The following is a 21354-nucleotide window of genomic DNA, read 5'->3' on the forward strand; positions in this document are numbered from 1 at the left end:
GAGTGGTTGAGTGGTTGAGTGGTTGAGTGGTTGAGTGGTTGAGTGGTTGAGTGGTTGAATGGTTGAATGGTTGAATGGTTGAATGGTTGAATGGTTGAATGGTTGAATGGTTGAATGGTTGAATGGTTGAGTCATAGTAACGAATATTCAGCACAACACAGAAAACAGACAAAAAAAAAGCGCAGCCGAAGCTACGCTTTTCAATATGACTAATCACTAGCCTAATCAGGCAGTTGCTTTAGCAGCCCAGGTATCACGCAGGCCAACGGTACGGTTAAATACCAAATGCTCGGCGCTAGAGTAACGGCTATCAGCGCAGAAATACCCTTCGCGTTCGAACTGGTAGGTTTTTTCCGGCTTAGCGTCAACCAGGCTTGGCTCAACAAAGCCCTGACGGATAACCAGAGACTCTGGGTTCACCGTTGACAGGAAGTCTTCTGCCGCCGCGGGGTTTGGTACACTAAACAAACGATCGTACAAACGAATTTCCGCAGGCAACGCATGAGCAACTGAAACCCAGTGAATAACGCCTTTCACTTTACGGCCATCGGCCGGATCTTTGTTCAGGGTTTCCGCGTCATAGCTACAGTAAACCGTAGTGACATTACCTTCGGCGTCTTTTTCAACGCGCTCGGCTTTAATCACATAGGCATTACGCAGGCGAACCTCTTTGCCCAATACCAAACGTTTGTACTGTTTATTGGCTTCTTCGCGGAAATCAGCGCGATCGATATAAATTTCGCTATCGAACGGAACTTGGCGGGTTCCCATTTCCGGCTTATTCGGATGATTTGGCATTGTCAGCCATTCTTCACCCGCTTTGCGGTTCTCAATAATGACCTTGATTGGGTCCAGCACGGCCATGGCGCGCGGTGCGTTTTCATTCAGATCATCACGGATACAGGATTCCAGCGACATCATTTCGACGTTGTTATCCTGCTTGGTTACGCCGATACGACGGCAGAACTCGCGGATAGACGCTGCAGTATAGCCACGACGACGCAGGCCGGAGATAGTAGGCATACGTGGGTCATCCCAACCTTCCACCAGCTTCTCGGTCACCAACAGGTTCAGCTTGCGCTTAGACATGATGGCGTACTCAAGATTCAGACGAGAGAACTCGTACTGACGTGGATGGCAATCGATAGAAATGTTATCCAGCACCCAATCGTACAGACGGCGGTTATCCTGGAACTCCAAAGTACAGAGCGAATGGGTAATCCCTTCCAACGCATCGGAAATGCAGTGGGTAAAGTCATACATCGGGTAGATGCACCACTTATTGCCAGACTGATGATGTTCCGCAAATTTAATGCGGTACAGCACCGGATCGCGCATCACGATAAATGGCGAAGCCATATCGATTTTGGCACGCAGGCAGGCAGCGCCTTCGGCAAATTCACCGGCACGCATTTTTTCAAACAGCGCCAGGTTTTCTTCCACGCTGCGATCGCGATACGGGCTGTTTTTACCCGGAGTTGTCAGGGTGCCACGATATTCACGCATCTGCTCTGCGCTCAACTCATCAACATAGGCCAGACCTTTGTTAATCAGCTCAATCGCATACTGATGCAGTTGATCGAAGTAATCGGATGAATAGCGGATTTTACCGCTCCATTCGAAGCCCAGCCACTCCACGTCTTGCTTGATTGACTCAACAAATTCGACGTCTTCTTTTACCGGATTGGTGTCATCAAAGCGCAGGTTACACTGGCCCTGATAATCTTGTGCAATACCAAAGTTCAGGCAAATAGACTTCGCATGGCCAATGTGCAGATAACCATTTGGCTCAGGCGGAAAACGAGTATGTACCGATGTATGCTTACCGGTGGCTAAATCTTCGTCGATAATTTGACGGATAAAATTACTTGGGCGGGCTTCTGCCTCACTCATTGCTTTATTCCTCAATGCAAAGCGCAAACACATAACCGCCTATAATCCAACAAGCCCGGCCCGGAAACAACCGTTTGTTACAGTAAAAAGGGGGGATTGGCGTTTTGGCATAAAAAAACGGGAAGAGATCGCTCCCTTCCCGTTGATATGTTTGCTATTCGGAACAGATAATTAGCGCGTTAACGCCTTATTTACCGCGAATTTCAAACAGTTTGGTCTGACCTGCCACCACGGTGTCGCCAGCCAGCAGAGTAATACCGGCGTAATCATCGATATTACTAACAACTACCGGGCTAATCATAGAGCGCGCGTTGGCGTTCAGGTAGGCCAGATCCAGTTCCAGAATCGGTTGACCCGCTTCTACCACTGCCCCCTCTTCCACCAGACGAGCAAAGCCCTGACCGTTCAGTTTCACCGTATCTATGCCCATGTGGACAACGATTTCAGCGCCAGTGTCGGTTTCTAGACAGAAAGCATGGTCAGTATTAAAGATCTTAACAATAGTGCCGCTAGCAGGCGAAACCACGGTTTTATCCGTTGGGCGAATGGCTACGCCATCACCGACTGCTTTGCTGGCAAAGGCTTCGTCTGGAACCTGCTCCAACGCAACCACGTCACCGGTTACCGGTGCCACCAGCACCAAAGATGGGGCTTTAGGCGTATTGATCACCGCCTGAGGCTTAATTTCTGCCGCAGCTGAAGCGCTGGCCGCAGGAATCTGGCCACTGGCCAGTACGGTACGCATTGCGCCAGCGATCAGTTCTGCACGAGTACCAACGATGATTTGTACGCTTTGTTTATTCAGGCGAATGATACCCGACGCGCCCAGGCGTTTAGCCAGACTATCGTTAACCAACGCAGAATCTTTCACGTTCAAACGCAGACGAGTAATACAGGCATCAATGTTGGTCAGGTTATCTGAACCACCGATGGCACCCACATAACGGCGAGCCAGTGCGTTGATTTCGCTCTCGTTATTTGGATTAGCATTATCCACGTCAACATCGTAGCCGTCGGTTTCGTCACCGGCAGTCGCCAGTTCACGACCCGGGGTCAGCAGGTTGAATTTGTTGATAGTGAAACGGAATACCACATAGTAGATGGCGAAGAACACCAGGCCCTGCGGAATCAGCATATACCAATGAGTGGCCAACGGGTTACGTGAAGACAGCACCATATCCACCAGACCGGCGCTGAAACCGAAGCCAGCTATCCAATGCATGCTGGCAGCGATGAATACGGAAATACCGGTCAGCACGGCGTGAATGAAGTACAGCACCGGAGCAACAAACATGAAGGAGAATTCAAGAGGTTCGGTGATACCGGTGAAGAAGGCGGCAAAGGCACCCGCCATCATGATACCCGCCACTTTGGCTTTGTTTTCTGGACGTGCGCAGTGATAAATCGCCAACGCCGCGCCAGGTAAACCGAACATCATGATTGGGAAGAAGCCCGCCTGATAACGACCGGTGATACCTACAACCGCTTTACCGGCGTCAATAGACTGTTGGCCACCCAGGAAGTTAGGAATATCGTTAATACCGGCAACATCAAACCAGAACACGGAGTTCAGGGCGTGATGCAAACCGACCGGAATCAGTAAACGGTTGAAGAAGGCATAGATACCTGCGCCAACGGAGCCCATATCTTTGATGTATTCACCGAAAGTCACCAACGCGTTGTAAATCAACGGCCAGAGATACATCAGAACAAAGGCAACGGCAATCATCAGGAAGGAAGTCAGGATTGGCACCAGACGACGGCCGCTGAAGAAGGACAGCGCTTTTGGCAGCTCTACATGGCTAAAGCGGTTGTACAACTCGGCCGAGATGATACCCACCAGGATACCCACGAACTGGTTGTTGATTTTACCGAACGCAGCCGGAACCTGATCCACAGGAATCTTTTGAATCATCGACACAGCGGCCGGGGAACACAGAGTAGTCAGAACCAGGAAGCCGACAAAACCGGTCAGCGCAGCAGCACCGTCTTTGTCTTTAGACATACCGTAAGCCACACCAATGGCGAACAGCACAGACATGTTATCGATGATCGCAGAACCGGATTTGATAAATAACGCCGCTAATGCGTTATCCCCCCCCCAGCCTACTGGGTCAATCCAGTAACCCACACCCATGAGTATCGCGGCTGCGGGCAGTGTGGCCACAGGGACCATCAAAGCCCGCCCCACTTTTTGCAAGTAACTAAGAATATTCACCTTTCCCCCTATTCGTCCGATATCGGACCCTTTAAGTAGTTTATTTGTTTTGTTCACTACCTTTTAGAAAAAACGCATGGCACGTATTACTCATTGCGGAGTGTAAAAAAATTATTTCGTATCGCAAATTAAAACCTCCTTTTTTGTGATAACAGTCACCAAAAACCAGTCAAAAAACACCAATCTGCTAGCCACGACACAAAACTTATTTTATCATCCGAAAAATCAACATAGCATTGTACCAAAGCGCGAATCAAAATCTGAGTTACCCTTAGATCACCGATTCAAACCGCGTACAGTATAGACATTTTTGACTAAACCATGAGGTGCATGATGAGACTTATCCCACTGAAAACTCCCGCAGAAGTCGGCAAATGGGCAGCACGACATATCGTTAGCCGCATCAATGCGTTCAAACCGACCGCGGAGCGTCCTTTTGTGCTGGGTCTGCCTACCGGCGGCACTCCGCTGGAAGCGTACAAGCATTTGATTGCAATGCATAAAGCTGGTGAAGTTAGTTTCAAGCATGTCGTGACTTTCAACATGGATGAATACGTAGGTTTGCCAACCGATCATCCGGAAAGCTATCACACCTTCATGTATCAGAATTTCTTTGACCATGTGGATATCCCACAGGAAAACATCAACTTGCTTAACGGCAACGCCCCTGATGTGGATGAAGAATGTCGTCGTTACGAAGAGAAAATTAAGTCCTACGGTAAAATTAACCTGTTCATGGGTGGCGTAGGTAACGACGGTCATATCGCGTTTAACGAACCGGCTTCTTCACTGGCCTCCCGCACCCGAATCAAAACCCTGACGCAGGAAACTCGCATCGCGAATTCCCGCTTCTTCGGTGGCGATGCAAGCCTCGTGCCTAAATACGCACTGACCGTCGGTGTGGGAACTTTGCTGGACGCGGAAGAAGTGATGATTCTGGTGACAGGTCACGCTAAAGCGCTGGCGCTGCAAGCGGCGGTAGAAGGCAATATCAACCATATGTGGACCATTAGCTGCCTGCAACTGCATGCCAAAGCCGTGATGGTGTGCGACGAAGCTTCTACTATGGAATTGAAAGTAAAAACCGTAAAATACTTCACTGAATTAGAAGCAGAAAACGTTAAAGATCTTTAATAGTCTCAGGGGGCTCCGATGTATGCTTTAACACACGGTCGCATTTATACCGGCCATGAAATACTGGATAATCACGCTGTAGTCGTGGCTGACGGTTTGATTGAACGCATTTGTCCGCTGGCTGAAGTGCCTGCCGATATCGAACAGCGCGATCTGGGTGGCGCCATCCTAGCCCCCGGTTTTATCGATGTTCAATTGAATGGTTGCGGTGGCGTGCAGTTTAACGATTCTCTTGAAGCTATCTCCGAACAGACGCTGGAAATCATGCAGCGTGCCAATGAGAAATCCGGCTGTACCAGCTATCTGCCAACGCTGATTACCTGCAGCGACGATTATATGAAGCACGCCGTCAATGTGATGCGTGCCTATCTGGAAAAACATCAGAATCAGGCTCTCGGCCTGCATCTGGAAGGACCTTATTTAAGCCCGTTAAAAAAGGGAACGCATAACCCAGCATTTATTCGTAAACCTGATGCGGCAATGATCGATTATCTGTGTGCCAATGCGGACGTCATTACCAAGGTCACGCTGGCGCCAGAAATGGTGGAAGCCAAATATATCCGTCAGTTGGCAGACGCTGGCATTATAGTTTCTGCCGGTCACTCGAATGCCACTTATCAGCAGGCGCGAGTCGGTTTTGGCGCGGGTATCAGTTTTGCGACCCACTTGTATAATGCCATGCCATATATCACTGGCCGCGAACCGGGTCTGATGGGTGCGATCTTCGACACGCCAGAAGTGTATACCGGCGTGATCGCCGATGGTCATCACGTTGCCTGGGCCAGTATTCGCAACGCGAAACGGCTGAAAGGCGAGAAGTTGGTGCTAGTGACCGACGCCACAGCGCCAGCCGGTGCTGACATTGAAGAGTTCATTTTTGCGGGCAAAACAATATACTATCGCGATGGACTATGCGTGGATGAAAACGGAACCCTGAGTGGCTCCGCGCTAACGATGATTGAAGCTGTGCAAAATAGCGTCGAGCATGTAGGCATTCCACTGGATGAAGCACTGCGCATGGCAACACTGTATGCGGCCCGCGCTATCGGCGTGGAGAAGCAGTTAGGGAGCATTGAAATCGGCAAAGTGGCCAACCTGACTGCCTTTACCCGCGATTATAAAATCACCAAAACTATCGTTAACGGCAACGAAGTTTGACACAAAGCGAGTAAATTTATTGATGAGCACCGGCGGACAGGCACAAATTGGCAACGTGGATCTTGTGAAGCAACTCAATGGCGCCGTGGTTTATCGGCTCATTGACCAGCAAGGCCCGATATCGCGCATTCAAATAGCCGATCTCAGCCATCTCGCCCCTGCCAGCGTCACTAAAATTACTCGCCAGCTGTTGGAGCGTGGGCTGATCAAAGAAGTCGATCAGCAAGCCTCCACCGGCGGTCGCCGCGCAATTTCTATCGTAACGGAAAACCGCCAGTTCCATACTATTGCCGTCCGTTTAGGCCGCCATGACGCAACTATCACGTTGTATGATATGAGCGGAAAATCTCTCGGTGAAGAACATTACCCACTGCCGGAACGTACCCAAGAAACGCTGGAACACGCGCTGTTTAATATCATCAGCCAGTTTATTGAGCAATTTCAGCGCAAGCTGCGTGAACTGATTGCTATTGCGGTCATTCTGCCGGGTCTGGTCGATCCTGATACAGGCGTGGTGCGCTATATGCCGCATATCAGTGTTGATAACTGGCCGTTGGTGGACAATTTACAAGAACGTTTCAACGTGCCCAGTTTTGTCGGTCACGATATCCGCAGTTTGGCCTTGGCGGAACACTACTTTGGCGCAACCAAAGACTGCGAAGACTCCGTATTGGTGCGTCTGCATCGCGGAACCGGTGCCGGTATTATTGTTAACAGCCAGATTTTCCTCGGCAGCAACGGAAACGTCGGTGAAATCGGCCATATTCAAATCGATCCTTTAGGCGAACGCTGCTACTGCGGTAATTTTGGCTGTCTGGAAACCGTGGCGTCCAACGCCGCCATCGAAAATCGGGTGCGTCACTTATTGACTCAAGGCTATGCGAGCAAACTTACGCTGGAAGACTGCAATATCAGCGCCATTTGTAAGGCGAGCAATCGCGGTGATCTGTTGGCCTGTGAGGTACTGGAGCACGTAGGTCGTTACCTCGGCAAAGCCATTTCTATGGTGATCAACCTGTTTAATCCGCAGAAAGTGGTGATTGCCGGCGAGATAATCGAAGCCGAAAAAGTGTTGCTACCGGCGATTCAAAGCTGCATCAACAATCAGGTGCTAAAAGATTTCCGCAAAAATCTGCCGGTGGTGACTTCCCAGTTAGACCATGGCTCTGCTATCGGCGCTTTCGCCTTGGCCAAACGCGCCATGCTGAACGGCGTTCTATTACAGCGTTTACTCGAAAACTGATTCCTCACTTTTTCGGCAGCTAAACGGCATTAAGTTTCCGTTTATCTGCCTGCTCATTCCTTTAGCCTGCATGTTATAGTGGCACCTTGCCGTGCTAATGAGTAATGAAAACAATGACAATTAAAAACGTTATCTGTGATATCGACGGCGTGTTGTTGCATGACAACACCGCCGTTCCCGGTGCTGACGCTTTTCTGGCTCGAATTCAGCATGAGGGAATGCCGCTGGTGATCCTCACTAACTACCCTTCGCAAACCGCTCAGGATCTGGCTAACCGCTTTGCGGCTGCAGGGCTGGAAGTGCCGGAAAGCGCGTTTTATACCTCGGCAATGGCTACTGCAGATTTTCTGCGACGTCAGGAAGGTAAAAAAGCCTATGTGGTGGGCGAAGGCGCATTAATTCACGAGCTATATAAAGCAGGATTTACCATCACCGATATCAATCCTGACTTTGTGATTGTGGGTGAAACCCGCTCCTACAACTGGGAAATGATGCATAAGGCGGCGTTCTTCGTGGCCAACGGCGCACGTTTTATCGCGACCAATCCGGATACCCACGCGCGCGGCTTTGCACCGGCCTGCGGCGCTCTTTGCGCGCCGATTGAGAAAATATCTGGCCGTAAGCCGTTTTACGTCGGCAAGCCTAGCCCGTGGATTATCCGGGCTGCGCTGAATAAGATGCAGGGTCATTCGGAAAATACCGTGATTATTGGTGATAATCTGCGTACCGATATTCTGGCTGGCTTCCAGGCCGGTTTGGAAACGATTTTGGTTTTGTCCGGTGTTTCAACGCTGGACGACATTGAGGCTATGCCTTTCCGTCCAAGCTACGTTTATCCATCAGTAGAAGATATAGATATTATCTAAGCATTCCTAAAGATGATGGCGGCAAAGCAGCCGCCACTTCTTTTATTCGTTATTGCAATACAGTCCATTGCCATATTTTGCCTAGAAACCAGCCCCGTTAATCGCCTATCACTCTCAATTCCTGAACGCTCACTCCAGTTCAAAGACGGGTTGAAGAAAGCACTCAATGCCACGGTGATCTGAACAATGTAACCGTTCGAGTTACCTGGGCCTACCGCAACAAGGGGGCTCCGGTGGCTCACGCCACTACGATCCCATCCCCCCTAATCATTAGCTTTATCAACAGTTCAAATTCATCCACTCCCCCATGGATTTCGTGTTGCAACAAGGCGGCAATGAAATGAATCCATTAGCCTACTAAGTGATTAGGGGGGCGAAAGCGCCAACGCCGCTGCGGCGTGAAAAATGCCAGGGATTCCCTTTTTTGGTGCGTTGCACCAAAGTTCTTGCATTAACTCCCCCTTTTGGCGCATTTTCTTGTAATGCATATTTTCCACACCGCCAAAATTCACAAAACAACAACCTTCTATATTGGCGTGTTTTTTGCATATTTTTCTTATTACTCGTCGTTACATACCTGAAAAATTTCATATTGCAGCGTGAAAAATTAAGGGGATGGAGTCGTTCCACCCAAGCGTAACGACAAACACAACATCAACATCATCACCGCCACAGGCTAAAGAAGTTAGGGAGATAATTATGTGTTCTATTTTCGGGGTGCTCGATCTAAAAACCGATCCAATCGAATTACGCAAAACTGCATTGGAAATGTCGCGATTGATGCGCCACCGCGGGCCGGATTGGTCCGGGATTTATGCCGGTGATAACGCTATTTTAGCCCATGAGCGTTTGTCTATTGTGGACGTTAACGCAGGTGCTCAGCCGCTGTATAACACCGCGCGTACTCATGTGCTGGCGGTTAACGGCGAGATTTATAACCATCAGGCGTTGCGTCAACAGTATGGCGACCACTTTGAGTTTCAGACCGGTTCAGACTGCGAAGTCATTCTGGCGCTGTATCAGGAAAAAGGCCCTGATTTCCTTGACGATCTGCAAGGAATGTTTGCCTTTATCCTGTATGACGCCGAGAAAAACGCGTACCTGATTGGCCGCGATCATATGGGGATTATTCCGCTGTATATGGGCCATGATGAGCACGGCAATATGTTCGTGGCTTCTGAAATGAAAGCGCTGGTTCCGGTATGCCGCACGATTAAAGAATTCCCTGCCGGTAGCTATTTATGGAGTCAGGACGGAGAAATTCGCGAGTATTACCACCGTGACTGGTTCGATTACGAAAATGTAAAAGACAACGTTACCGATAAAAATCAGTTGGCCAACGCGCTGGAAGAAGCGGTGAAAACTCACCTGATGTCAGATGTGCCTTACGGCGTTCTGCTTTCTGGTGGGCTGGATTCCTCAGTAATTTCGGCAATTACCAAGAAATTTGCCGCCCGTCGGGTAGAAGACGATGAGCGTAGCGAAGCCTGGTGGCCGCAGCTGCATTCCTTCGCCGTCGGTCTGGTGGGATCGCCGGATCTGAAAGCCGCGCAGGAAGTAGCGAACCATTTAGGCACCGTGCATCACGAAATTCATTTCACCGTGCAGGAAGGGCTGGATGCGATTCGCGATGTGATTTATCACATTGAAACCTATGACGTAACGACCATTCGCGCCTCAACGCCAATGTATTTGATGTCACGTAAAATCAAAGCAATGGGCATTAAGATGGTTCTATCCGGCGAGGGTTCCGATGAGGTCTTCGGCGGCTATCTCTATTTCCATAAAGCGCCAAATGCCAAAGAGTTGCACGAAGAAACCGTACGTAAATTGCTGGCTCTGCATATGTATGACTGCGCTCGCGCCAACAAAGCTATGTCCGCCTGGGGCGTAGAAGCTCGCGTGCCCTTCCTGGATAAAAACTTCCTCGACGTGGCGATGCGTATTAATCCGCAGGATAAAATGTGCGGAAATGGAAAAATGGAGAAACATATTCTGCGCGAATGTTTCTCTGCGGATCTGCCTCACAGCGTGGCCTGGCGTCAGAAAGAGCAATTCTCCGACGGAGTCGGCTATAGCTGGATCGACTCGTTAAAAGCAATGGCGGCAGAGCAAGTTACCGATCAACAACTGGAAACCGCTCATTTCCGTTTCCCTTACAACACGCCAAATTCGAAAGAAGCTTATTTGTATCGCGTGATCTTTGAAGAGTTATTCCCACTGCCAAGCGCAGCGGAATGCGTGCCGGGCGGACCATCAGTGGCCTGTTCATCAGCAAAAGCCATTGAGTGGGATGAATCCTTTAAAAATATGGATGACCCATCCGGCCGTGCCGTAGGCGTGCATCAGGATGCATATAAGTCATAGTTTGCGGTTTCTGTTGCCTCATTCAGCGCAGCGAACCTCGTCAATAGCGTTCAACAGGGCGGCCTTTGGGTCGTCCTGTTTCTTTCACCGAAAATTCGCTTACTTAATTCCCCCGCAAGTCAATAGACCTGCCGCTTTTAACCTTTTATTTTGTCGTAAAATTCAACAATGAATCTCTATAATTGCCTAATTTATCGCCAGACTGTTCACAAGCCAAACAAACGAACCCTTTCAGCGCTTTTTAGGGAAAAAACTAGTTGACGCAAATCGGCCATATACGCATAATGCGCCCCGCAACGCCGATGAAGGTTGTGCAGAAAAAAAGATGGCTACGTAGCTCAGCTGGTTAGAGCACAGCACTCATAATGCTGGGGTCACAGGTTCGATTCCCGTCGTAGCCACCATCTTTTTTCATGTATGCGGGAGTGGCGAAATTGGTAGACGCACTAGATTTAGGTTCTAGCGCCGCAAGGTGTGCGAGTTCAAGTCTCGCCTCCCGCACCATTTTCATCGGTTGTCACAGTAGATGGGATATCGCCAAGCGGTAAGGCACCAGGTTTTGATCCTGGCATTCCCAGGTTCGAATCCTGGTATCCCAGCCATTTCTCTGAAATGGAATACTGTCAAACTTAAGTTGTGATTAAAAAGAATTGTATATCAGTTGGGATATCGCCAAGCGGTAAGGCACCAGGTTTTGATCCTGGCATTCCCAGGTTCGAATCCTGGTATCCCAGCCATACAATTTCTTGTTTTAAAAGATTTAAAGATGGCTACGTAGCTCAGCTGGTTAGAGCACAGCACTCATAATGCTGGGGTCACAGGTTCGATTCCCGTCGTAGCCACCATCTTTTGGGGTATCGCCAAGCGGTAAGGCACTGGATTCTGATTCCAGCATCCCAGGTTCGAATCCTGGTACCCCAGCCATATTTAGAAAAGCTCGCTTCGGCGGGCTTTTTGCTTTTCTGTTTTTGATAAATTATCCAAACTGGATGGTTCGCAGAACGAACAAGTTAGAGAAACCAGCGGGAAATATTCGAGGGTTCAGCGGCCTATCTGTTGTTGATAAGCCGCTCGGAAAGAGATTGTTATAATCCCAGGGCGTATTTCAACGCATGTTCTTTTAATTTTCCTGCTCGCTGGGCGGCAATCAATGCCAGATTACGGACCATTTTCACCGGCGGTAAATCATTGCTGAACGCGGTGTAGAATAAATCCATTCCGCTTTGCATCATCAGATTGTCGGTACGCCGTTTACGTTGATAACGCAGCAATACGGTTTCGCTATCCCAAGGCTCGGCCAACTCTCGCGCCTCATTCATCACATCCAGCAATGCATCCACGTCGCGATAGCCCAAATTAACCCCCTGCCCGGCCAGCGGGTTGATGGTATGAGCCGCATCCCCCAACAACACTAATCCTGATTGCACATAGCGTTGCGCATGACGACGGGTTAACGGGAAGGAACCGGCGGCAATCGCATTCACTCGCCCCAGACGCTCAGGAAATGCGGCTGCAATTTCCTGATTCAACTGTGCCAGAGGCAGACTTTGCAACTGGCGGATGCGTTGCGGACTGTCGTACCACACCAGCGAAGCCCAATTATCAAACAACGGCAAAAACGCTCGCGGCCCGGAAGGAAAAAATTGCTGCCAGGTTACATCCTGCGCCGGCGCGCCGGTATCTACGGTAATCAACATACAAGACTGACGATATTGCCAGCCGCTGGTGCCAATACCGGCTAAACGGCGAACCAGAGAATTCGCCCCATCGGCACCTACCACCAAACGCGCCTGTAGCTGCTCCTGTGTGTCTAACGTGAGCTGCCAATGTTGTTCCACTCTTACCATGCTTTGTAAGCGTGACGGGCACAGTAGCGTTAAATTTGTGCACTCATCGATCTGTTGCCACAGCGCCAACTGTAAAACCCGATTTTCCACCATAAAACCCAGTTCGGGCAGTGACAAAGATGCCGCATCGAATACCACTTTAGAGCCGGGCATTTCCCAAGTTTCCAGGCGACGATAAGGGGCATAACGCATTTCCTGCACTCGTTGCCAGGCCCCCAGCTGCTTTAGCAAGCCTACCGAGGTACAGCCAATGGCGGAAATCCGCAGATCCGGCGCGCTTTGGCTATCAAATACCGGCGGTGCTTCATGCTCCAGTAGCGCCACCGACCAGCCGCGTTGCGCCAGCCCTAATGCCGCTGCTGCACCGACCATTCCGCCCCCTACCACGACAACATCGTAACTTTGTTGAGATTTTTTCATTTCGGCTACGCTTCAAAAAATTGAGGTTACGCCCACCATTTTGGGCATTTTTTCTGACGTCAGTGTACCGGATTTTTCCTTAACACTGCAGGTTAACTCAGACTTCCCGCACTGGTTTCACTCCGGCCAAATGACTACAATACCCCACAAGAACTCAGTCTTTGCGCTATTCACACCGCTCGGAGCAAAATAAAACCCAATGACAAAAAAACTCCATATCAAAACCTGGGGCTGCCAAATGAACGAATATGATTCGTCTAAAATGGTAGACCTCCTGGCCAGCACGCACGGTTATGAGTTAACCGATGTGCCTGAAGAAGCTGATTTACTGTTGCTCAATACCTGCTCCATTCGCGAAAAGGCGCAGGAGAAAGTCTTCGCGCTGCTGGGGCGTTGGAAGCAGTTGAAAGAAACCAATCCGCAGTTAATCATTGGCGTGGGTGGCTGTGTGGCCTCTCAGGAAGGTGAACATATTCGCCAGCGTGCGCCTTGCGTAGACGTTATTTTCGGGCCGCAAACTTTGCATCGCCTGCCGGAAATGCTCAACCACGTTCAGGGAACCCGAAGTCCGATTGTTGATATCAGTTTCCCTGAAATAGAAAAATTTGACCGTTTACCGGAACCTCGCGCCGAAGGTCCTACCGCCTTTGTTTCCATCATGGAAGGCTGCAATAAGTACTGCACCTTCTGCGTAGTACCTTACACCCGAGGGGAAGAGGTCAGCCGGCCAAGTGATGACGTGCTGTTTGAAATCGCTCAGTTAGCGGCTCAAGGCGTGCGGGAAGTCAATCTGCTCGGTCAGAACGTTAATGCCTACCGCGGGGCTACCTATGACGGCAATATCTGTAGTTTTGCCGAACTGTTACGTCTGGTAGCTGCGATTGATGGTATAGATCGCATTCGTTTCACCACCAGCCATCCTATCGAATTTACCGATGATATTATCGCAGTGTATGAAGATACGCCTGAATTGGTTAGCTTCCTGCATTTGCCGGTACAAAGCGGTTCGGATCGTATTCTAACCATGATGAAACGCGCCCATACCGCGTTGGAATACAAATCTATCATTCGGAAATTACGCAAGGCTCGCCCGGATATTCATATCAGCTCCGATTTTATCGTGGGTTTCCCCGGTGAAACTCAGGCCGATTTTGAGCAAACCATGAAGCTGGTTGCGGAAGTGAATTTTGATATGAGCTACAGCTTTATCTACTCTTCACGTCCCGGAACGCCGGCGGCAGATTTGCCGGATGATGTTTCCGACGAAGAGAAAAAGCAGCGGCTGCATATTTTGCAAGATCGTATTACCCAGCAGGCGATGAATTTCAGCCAGGCGATGATTGGCACCGTCCAGCGGGTATTGGTGGAAGGCACCTCACGCAAAGACGTAATGGAACTGGCTGGCCGCACTGAGAATAACCGCATTGTGAATTTCGCAGGCTCGCCAGAGATGATCGGTAAATTCGTCGATGTCGACATTGTTGATGTCTACACCAACTCTCTGCGCGGCGTGGTGGTACGTACCGAAGATCAAATGGATTTACGCAGCGTAGAATCGCCGCAGTCGGTGATTGCCCGTACCCGCAAGGAAAATGACCTTGGCGTAGTGCAATACCACCCTTAGTCTGACCCAATGACTTTTGATGATTTTCTTTCAAAAATTCACAAACTGAATCATTGAAGGCCATCAGCCCGTGGGACGCGTGATTTTTGCGCACCATCGCACAGATAGACAAGCAGTGGGCTTGCGTCCACTGCGCTCACCATGAATAATTCCGGAATGACATGTATTATTGATATCAGACATAACGGAAAAGAAATACTCGCCTTATGTGAATCAATATCAACCGGCCCGACGTGACCTAGAGAAACTCAGTGACTCAGAGAAACAATTTGCACGTAACGACACAAGAAATCCTGCTTGAGCCCACCGACAATCAGCGTTTGCTGAGCCTGTGCGGCCCTTTTGATGACAACATCAAACAGCTTGAACGCCGGTTGGGCATTGAAATCAATCGCCGCGATAACCGTTTTAAGCTGGTCGGTAAGAACATCTGCGTCAATGCGGCAGCAGAAATCCTGCGCCACCTCTACGTAGACACCGCACCGATTCGCGGCGTCGTTCCTGATATCGATCCAGAACACATCCACCTGGCAGTGAAAGAAAGCCGGGTGCTGGAGCAAACGGCAGAAAGCGTCCCCGATTACGGTAAAGCGGTAAATATCCGCACCAAGCGCGGCATGGTGAAGCCTCGTACACCAAATCAGGCGCAATACATTGCCAATATTCTCGACCACGATATTACTTTCGGTATCGGCCCTGCCGGTACGGGTAAAACCTATTTGGCGGTTGCGGCGGCGGTAGATGCGCTGGAACGACAGAACGTGCGCCGTATTCTGCTGACTCGTCCGGCGGTTGAGGCCGGAGAAAAACTGGGCTTTCTGCCCGGCGATCTCAGCCAGAAAGTCGATCCCTATCTGCGGCCGCTTTACGACGCCCTGTTTGAAATGCTGGGTTTCGAGCGCGTAGAAAAACTGATTGAACGCAATGTGATTGAAGTTGCGCCGCTGGCCTATATGCGCGGCCGAACGCTCAATGATGCGTTTATCATTCTGGATGAAAGCCAGAACACCACTATCGAACAGATGAAGATGTTTCTCACCCGAATAGGTTTTAACTCCAAAGCGGTCATCACTGGCGATATCACCCAAATCGATTTACCTCGCCATCAGAAATCGGGTTTGCGCCATGCCATAGAAGTACTGTCGGACGTAGAGGAACTCAGCTTCAACTTCTTCCACAGTGAAGACGTAGTGCGGCATCCTGTGGTGGCTCGGGTAGTTATCGCCTATGAAGCCTGGGAAGCAGCAGAACAAAAACGTAAAGACGCCAGCGCCGAGCAACGCAAGCGTGAAAACCACACCCCGTCAGAGCAGGAGGCTCAGTGAGCCAGGTTATATTAGATTTACAGATTGCCTGTGAAAACAGTCAGGGTTTGCCAACTGAAGCCGACTTCCAACGCTGGCTGGAAGCCGTATTGCCTCAGTTTCAGGAAGAGTCTGAAGTCACTATTCGAGTGGTTGACGATGCGGAAAGTCATGAACTGAATTTGACCTATCGTGGTAAAGATAAGTCAACCAACGTACTATCCTTTCCCTTCGAAGCACCGCCTGAAATAGAATTGCCGCTGTTGGGCGATTTGATCATTTGCCGCCAAGTGGTTGAACAGGAAGCCGTTGAACAGAATAAAGCCGTATTGGCCCATTGGGCGCATATGGTTGTTCACGGCAGTCTTCATCTGCTAGGGTATGACCACATCGTCGATGACGAAGCCGAAGAAATGGAGTCGATTGAAACTGAAATCATGCAGAGTCTGGGTTATCCGGACCCGTATCTTTCAGAAAAAGACCCCGAATAATGCGTTGGCAGCGTGCTATTTACGCTGCTGATAATGACAATACTTAACATGAGTAAACTTAACTAAAACGCCATGAGCGACGACCATTCACAAAACAATGATAGCCCCAGTCCCAAGAAAGGGTTCTTTACTCTTATCCTTAACCAATTGTTCCACGGCGAACCTAAAAACCGTGGCGATCTGGTCGAGCTTATCCGTGACTCAGAACAGAACGATCTGATCGATCCCGATACCCGTGACATGCTGGAAGGCGTCATGGACATTGCCGAGCAGCGCGTGCGGGATATTATGATCCCTCGCTCTCAAATGGTCACACTCAAGCGTAACCAAACGCTGGATGAGTGCCTGGATGTGATTATTGAATCCGCCCACTCCCGCTTCCCGGTGATCAGTGAAGATAAAGATCACATTGAAGGCATCCTGATGGCCAAGGATTTGCTGCCGTTTATGCGCACAGATTCCGAACCGTTCAGCATCGACAAAGTGTTACGGACGGCAGTTGTCGTGCCGGAGAGCAAGCGTGTCGACCGGATGCTAAAGGAATTCCGCTCCCAACGTTATCATATGGCGATTGTCATTGATGAGTTTGGCGGTGTTTCTGGGCTGGTTACCATTGAAGACATTCTGGAACTGATCGTTGGCGAAATTGAAGATGAGTACGATGACGAAGAAGATCGCGACGTTCGTCAGCTCAGTCGTCATACCTACACCATCAGGGCATTGACTCAAATCGAAGATTTTAACGAAGTGTTCAATACCCATTTTAACGATGATGAAGTGGACACGATCGGTGGTTTAGTCATGCAAGCCTTTGGTCATCTGCCTGCGCGCGGTGAAACCATTGAAATTGAAGGTTATTTATTCAAAGTTGCCATGGCTGATAGCCGACGTATTATTCAGGTTCACGTTAAAATCCCGGATGATGCACCACAACCGAAATTGGAAGAATAAATTCTCGATGGCTAACGCTTCGTTATTCAATCGCCAGTGGGTTCGCGCCCTACTGGCGCTGTTTTTTGGTGCCAGCGGTACGCTGGCATTTTCCCCCTTCGATTTCTGGCCAGCCTCGCTGGTATCCCTGTTTGGTTTACTCAGTCTGACTTTAAATCGCAGTACTCGACAGTCTGCCTTTATCGGTTTTATCTGGGGAATGGGGCTATTTGGCACTGGCGTAAACTGGGTTTATGTCACTATCGCCGAATTTGGCGGTATGCCGACGATGGTCAACCTATTCCTGGTAGTGTTACTGGCGGCCTATTTGTCGCTCTACACCATGCTGTTTGCCGGTGCGCTAACCCGCCTGTGCCCGAAACCTACCTGGTGGCGCTTAGCCATTGCCGCGCCTGTCTTATGGCAACTGAGCGAGTTTTTACGCGGCTGGGTGCTGACCGGTTTCCCTTGGCTACAGTTCGGTTATACCCAGATTAACGGGCCGCTGAAGGGCATTGCGCCGATTTTAGGCGTCGATGGCGTTACCTTTATTCTGGTCGCCATCAGTGGATTACTGGCTTATGCGATCCACCAGCGACGCTGGCTGCCAGCGGTTATTGCTACGGCATTACTGCTGCTGCCCTGGCCGCTGCGCCAATGGCACTGGTTTACCCCTCAGCCGGAACGCGCTGTGAATGTGGCGATGGTGCAAGGTAATATTGCTCAATCGTTAAAGTGGGACCCGAAGGCACTGATCGATACCCTGCAAGTGTATTTGAATGCCAGCCAACCTTATATGGGCAAAGCGCCGATTATTATCTGGCCTGAATCCGCTATTCCCGATATTGAAACCGATCAAACTGCCTTCCTGACCATGATGGACAGCTTGATGCGCGCCAATCACAGTAGCCTGATTACCGGTATTGTTGACGCTCGCAATACGCCGGATGGCTACCGTTTCTTTAACAGCCTGATTGTGCTCGGCGATAAAGAGCCCTACCAATATCCGACGCTAAATCGCTACAGCAAACATCATCTGGTGCCTTTCGGTGAATATGTCCCGCTGGAAGCCCTGCTGCGGCCACTGGCACCCTTATTCAACCTGCCAATGTCTTCATTTAGCCGCGGTAGCTATGTGCAACCACAGGTCACCGTAGCCGGTTTTGATATGACGGCGGCGATTTGTTACGAAATTATTCTGGGCCAACAGGTGAGAGATAATTTCAAAGCGAATTCGGATTTCCTGCTAACCATTTCCAATGACGCCTGGTTTGGCCATTCCATCGGCCCATGGCAGCATTTCCAGATGGCGCGCATGAGAGCGCTGGAGCTGGGTCGTCCTCTGCTGCGTAGCACCAACAACGGCGTCACCGCTGCGGTGGGAGCTGACGGTAACGTATTGGCTCAGATCCCGCAGTTCACGCGCGAGGTGCTGGAAGTGAAAGTGACACCAACCACCGGTCTGACGCCTTATGCCCGTTTTGGCGGCTGGCCACTCTGGGTGATTACGCTGATTTTCGGTGTGATCACACTGGGTTTCGTCGCGCGTTCAGGTAAGAATTAATCGATCCGAACGCATCCTTGGTTCATTCAACGTAAAAAATCGCCGCAGCATCTCTGCGTTGCGGCGATTCATTTCCCCGTCAAACATCAAAAATTTCATCAAGCTAACGCCATTACGGCACGAGATGTTTGCTAAATTTGTATCAAAATAGCGCTGTTTAAGCGGATTGCGGCCTTATTACCCGTATTGCGTTAATATTGCGCATTGGCATGGCGGCTGTTATCGTTCTCATCAATACGAATAATTAGCATAATCATTAACTGAGACTGTATGCAACTGAATCCAGAATTTATCCTGACAACTGAAGATCAGTTGAGTCAGCACTATGCGTCGCCTAATAAAAACGTGGTGCAAAAGCAGATTGATCATCTCGATAGCTATGCCCGAAAGCTGATCGCTGCTTCTCCCTTCGCCATTTTAGGTACCTTTGGTGCCAACGGCGTTGACTGTTCACCTAAGGGAGGAGAACCCGGTTTTATGCATGTTGAAGACGATAAAACCTTATTATTTCCGGACCGCCCAGGAAATAACCGTCTGGACGGCATCCGTAATCTGCTGCAAAACCCATTCCTCGGTATTTTGTTCCTGATTCCCGGCTGGAATGAAGGTTTTCGAGTAAATGGCCGCGCTAAGATCAGCGTTGATCCAGAACTGTGCAACCGCTTTGCACAAAATGGGCAGCCCGCGCGCAGCGTTCTGGTGATCGAGGTTACCGAAGTCTTTATTCACTGTGGCCGAGCCATTACTTTTGCCGAGCTGTGGAACCCGGAAAAACAGCTCAAAAAAGAACAGCTCCCATCGGCGCTGGAGGTGTTTAAAGCCCATTTAGCTATTACCCAACAGATCACTCCAACCGAATAGTCGCCTTTTCCCGCATTTTCTCTCCCGTTTCCCGCGGGAGAGCCACAATTGGCACACGCCTTGCAATATTCCTTATGATTCTGGTCGTTATTCCTCGGTTTTCTTATTCTCAGCCAAGGCTGGCCGTTTTATTGCACAAATTTAGCGCATTTACAGCACGAACTTGGTGCATCTTTGTTTAATTGCCTTTATTTGGTGCGATTTCCGTCTCAAAAAGCAAACATTTTAATATCATTTATATAACAAGATACGTTTTTATCGCGATAATCTGTTACAAGTAAGTGAAGAGATCGCTCGTTAATAAAGCGGTAATGATTTTTTCGTCATATACCCAATTCAGATAAGACGATTTCAGCATCACAACATCAAGCAGCACCATAACATCACAGGAGTTGGACCATGCAAATGCGTAAACTGGCGTTATCGCTACTGTTAGTTGGAATGGCAAGTAGCGTAGCCCATGCGGAAGAACTGGCTGGCACGCTGAAGAAAATCAAAGATAACGGCGTGATCGTCGTTGGCCATCGTGAGTCTTCCGTTCCCTTCTCTTATTACGATAATCAGCAGAAAGTGGTCGGTTATTCACAGGACTACTCCAACCTGATCGTCGATGCGGTGAAGAAAAAACTGAATCTGCCGGATTTACAGGTCAAGCTGATTCCCGTGACGTCACAAAATCGTATTCCATTGCTGCAAAATGGCACCTTTGATTTTGAGTGTGGTTCCACCACCAATAATGTCGAGCGCCAGAAACAGGCCGCATTCTCCAATACCATCTTCGTGGTTGGCACCCGTTTGCTGACCAAAAAAGACTCTGGTGTTAAAGATTTCAAAGACTTGGCTGGTAAAGCCGTGGTAGTGACTTCCGGTACCACTTCTGAAGTGCTGCTGAACAAATTAAACGAAGAAAACAAAATGAACATGCGCATTATCAGCGCCAAAGATCACGGTGATTCCTTCCGTACGCTGGAAAGCGGCCGCGCCGTCGCCTTTATGATGGATGACGCTCTGCTGGCCGGTGAACGCGCCAAAGCCAAGAAATCCGGGGATTGGGAGATTGTAGGTACACCGCAATCTCAGGAAGCCTACGGGTGTATGTTGCGTAAAGATGACCCGCAGTTTAAAGCGTTAATGGATGAAACCATTGCCAACGCGCAAACTTCTGGCGTAGCAACCAAATCCTTTGAGCGCTGGTTCACGCAGCCTATCCCGCCGAAAAATCTGAACCTGAATTTCTCTCTGTCTGATGACATGAAAAAGCTGTTCAAAGAACCTAACGACAAGGCATTGAACTAAAAATAATATCCGGGGCAGTACGCTGTCCTGGTGATTGATGATGACCGCTTGGTAGACAGGATGCGGGGTGGCCGTTCCCCACTCCGCATTTTTTTGTTTCCTTTTGGTCAGCGCGGTGCGGCTATTCATCATCAGTCT

At 49.6% G+C, this 21354-nt stretch carries 15 protein-coding genes and 6 tRNA genes; 18 read left to right on the forward strand and 3 right to left on the reverse strand.

The features are described from left to right. Positions 1-225 precede the first annotated feature (225 nt). Positions 226-1893, reverse strand: coding sequence for a glutamine--tRNA ligase (glnS, locus tag ACQ4OC_RS18305; protein WP_064512472.1), 1668 nt, complete (start codon positions 1891-1893; stop codon positions 226-228). 187 nt (positions 1894-2080) lie between these two features. Next, entirely contained in the window at positions 2081-4111 is a 2031-nt protein-coding gene (gene nagE / locus ACQ4OC_RS18310; protein WP_064512471.1) for an N-acetylglucosamine-specific PTS transporter subunit IIBC, read from the reverse strand. Positions 4112-4444: 333 nt separating this feature from the next. On the opposite strand from nagE, the gene nagB reads away from it, so the two are divergent. From nagB to ACQ4OC_RS18365, 11 genes are all read left to right on the forward strand, one after another. After that, on the forward strand, positions 4445-5245 hold the full coding sequence (nagB, locus tag ACQ4OC_RS18315) for a glucosamine-6-phosphate deaminase (RefSeq protein WP_064512466.1): 801 nt from the start codon (positions 4445-4447) through the stop codon (positions 5243-5245). Positions 5246-5263: 18 nt separating this feature from the next. Then, on the forward strand, positions 5264-6403 hold the full coding sequence (gene nagA / locus ACQ4OC_RS18320) for an N-acetylglucosamine-6-phosphate deacetylase (protein WP_064512465.1): 1140 nt from the start codon (positions 5264-5266) through the stop codon (positions 6401-6403). Between the two features lie 22 nt (positions 6404-6425). Further along, positions 6426-7646 carry a DNA-binding transcriptional regulator NagC gene (gene nagC / locus ACQ4OC_RS18325; RefSeq protein WP_064512464.1) on the forward strand — a complete coding sequence of 407 codons (1221 nt, stop codon included), beginning with the start codon at positions 6426-6428 and terminating at the stop codon, positions 7644-7646. A gap of 113 nt (positions 7647-7759) precedes the next feature. Continuing rightward, positions 7760-8512 carry an HAD-IIA family hydrolase gene (locus tag ACQ4OC_RS18330; protein ID WP_064512462.1) on the forward strand — a complete coding sequence of 251 codons (753 nt, stop codon included), beginning with the start codon at positions 7760-7762 and terminating at the stop codon, positions 8510-8512. Between the two features lie 699 nt (positions 8513-9211). Then, the gene (gene asnB / locus ACQ4OC_RS18335) at positions 9212-10879 is read left to right on the forward strand and encodes an asparagine synthase B (RefSeq protein ID WP_064512460.1); all 1668 of its coding nucleotides are present in this window, start codon (positions 9212-9214) and stop codon (positions 10877-10879) included. Positions 10880-11206: 327 nt separating this feature from the next. After that, positions 11207-11283 (forward strand) — tRNA-Met (locus tag ACQ4OC_RS18340). Positions 11284-11298: 15 nt separating this feature from the next. Next, positions 11299-11383: transfer RNA gene (locus ACQ4OC_RS18345), tRNA-Leu, on the forward strand. 23 nt (positions 11384-11406) lie between these two features. Then, positions 11407-11481: transfer RNA gene (locus ACQ4OC_RS18350), tRNA-Gln, on the forward strand. A 60-nt stretch (positions 11482-11541) separates the two neighbouring features. Beyond that, positions 11542-11616, forward strand: a tRNA-Gln gene (locus tag ACQ4OC_RS18355). A 31-nt stretch (positions 11617-11647) separates the two neighbouring features. Continuing rightward, positions 11648-11724 (forward strand) — tRNA-Met (locus tag ACQ4OC_RS18360). 5 nt (positions 11725-11729) lie between these two features. Then, positions 11730-11803 (forward strand) — tRNA-Gln (locus ACQ4OC_RS18365). 161 nt (positions 11804-11964) lie between these two features. On the opposite strand, the gene ubiF is transcribed toward ACQ4OC_RS18365, so the two are convergent. Then, positions 11965-13146, reverse strand: coding sequence for a 3-demethoxyubiquinol 3-hydroxylase (ubiF, locus tag ACQ4OC_RS18370; RefSeq protein ID WP_064512458.1), 1182 nt, complete (start codon positions 13144-13146; stop codon positions 11965-11967). A 199-nt stretch (positions 13147-13345) separates the two neighbouring features. Here ubiF and miaB point away from each other — a divergent pair, with 199 nt between their 5' ends. From miaB to ACQ4OC_RS18405, 7 genes are all read left to right on the forward strand, one after another. After that, a complete protein-coding gene (miaB, locus tag ACQ4OC_RS18375) occupies positions 13346-14770 on the forward strand; it encodes a tRNA (N6-isopentenyl adenosine(37)-C2)-methylthiotransferase MiaB (protein WP_064512456.1) in 1425 nt (474 codons plus the stop codon). A gap of 251 nt (positions 14771-15021) precedes the next feature. Next, positions 15022-16095, forward strand: coding sequence for a PhoH family protein (locus tag ACQ4OC_RS18380; RefSeq protein WP_179207957.1), 1074 nt, complete (start codon positions 15022-15024; stop codon positions 16093-16095). Beyond that, positions 16092-16565 carry an rRNA maturation RNase YbeY gene (gene ybeY / locus ACQ4OC_RS18385; protein WP_049596773.1) on the forward strand — a complete coding sequence of 158 codons (474 nt, stop codon included), beginning with the start codon at positions 16092-16094 and terminating at the stop codon, positions 16563-16565. The genes ACQ4OC_RS18380 and ybeY overlap by 4 nt, the downstream gene beginning before the upstream one ends. Before the next feature lie 72 nt (positions 16566-16637). Beyond that, complete coding sequence (corC, locus tag ACQ4OC_RS18390) at positions 16638-17516, forward strand: CNNM family magnesium/cobalt transport protein CorC (RefSeq protein WP_049596774.1); 879 nt, start codon at positions 16638-16640, stop codon at positions 17514-17516. Between the two features lie 7 nt (positions 17517-17523). Further along, positions 17524-19059, forward strand: a complete 1536-nt coding sequence (gene lnt, locus ACQ4OC_RS18395; RefSeq protein WP_064512452.1) for an apolipoprotein N-acyltransferase — start codon at positions 17524-17526, stop codon at positions 19057-19059. A 270-nt stretch (positions 19060-19329) separates the two neighbouring features. Then, on the forward strand, positions 19330-19920 hold the full coding sequence (locus ACQ4OC_RS18400) for an MSMEG_1061 family FMN-dependent PPOX-type flavoprotein (protein WP_064512451.1): 591 nt from the start codon (positions 19330-19332) through the stop codon (positions 19918-19920). A 399-nt stretch (positions 19921-20319) separates the two neighbouring features. Beyond that, positions 20320-21216: an amino acid ABC transporter substrate-binding protein gene (locus tag ACQ4OC_RS18405; RefSeq protein ID WP_064512450.1), complete on the forward strand. Its 897-nt coding sequence runs from the start codon at positions 20320-20322 to the stop codon at positions 21214-21216. Positions 21217-21354 lie beyond the last annotated feature (138 nt).

The organism is Yersinia sp. J1 (assembly GCF_050586585.1).
Classification (GTDB): domain Bacteria; phylum Pseudomonadota; class Gammaproteobacteria; order Enterobacterales; family Enterobacteriaceae; genus Yersinia; species Yersinia entomophaga.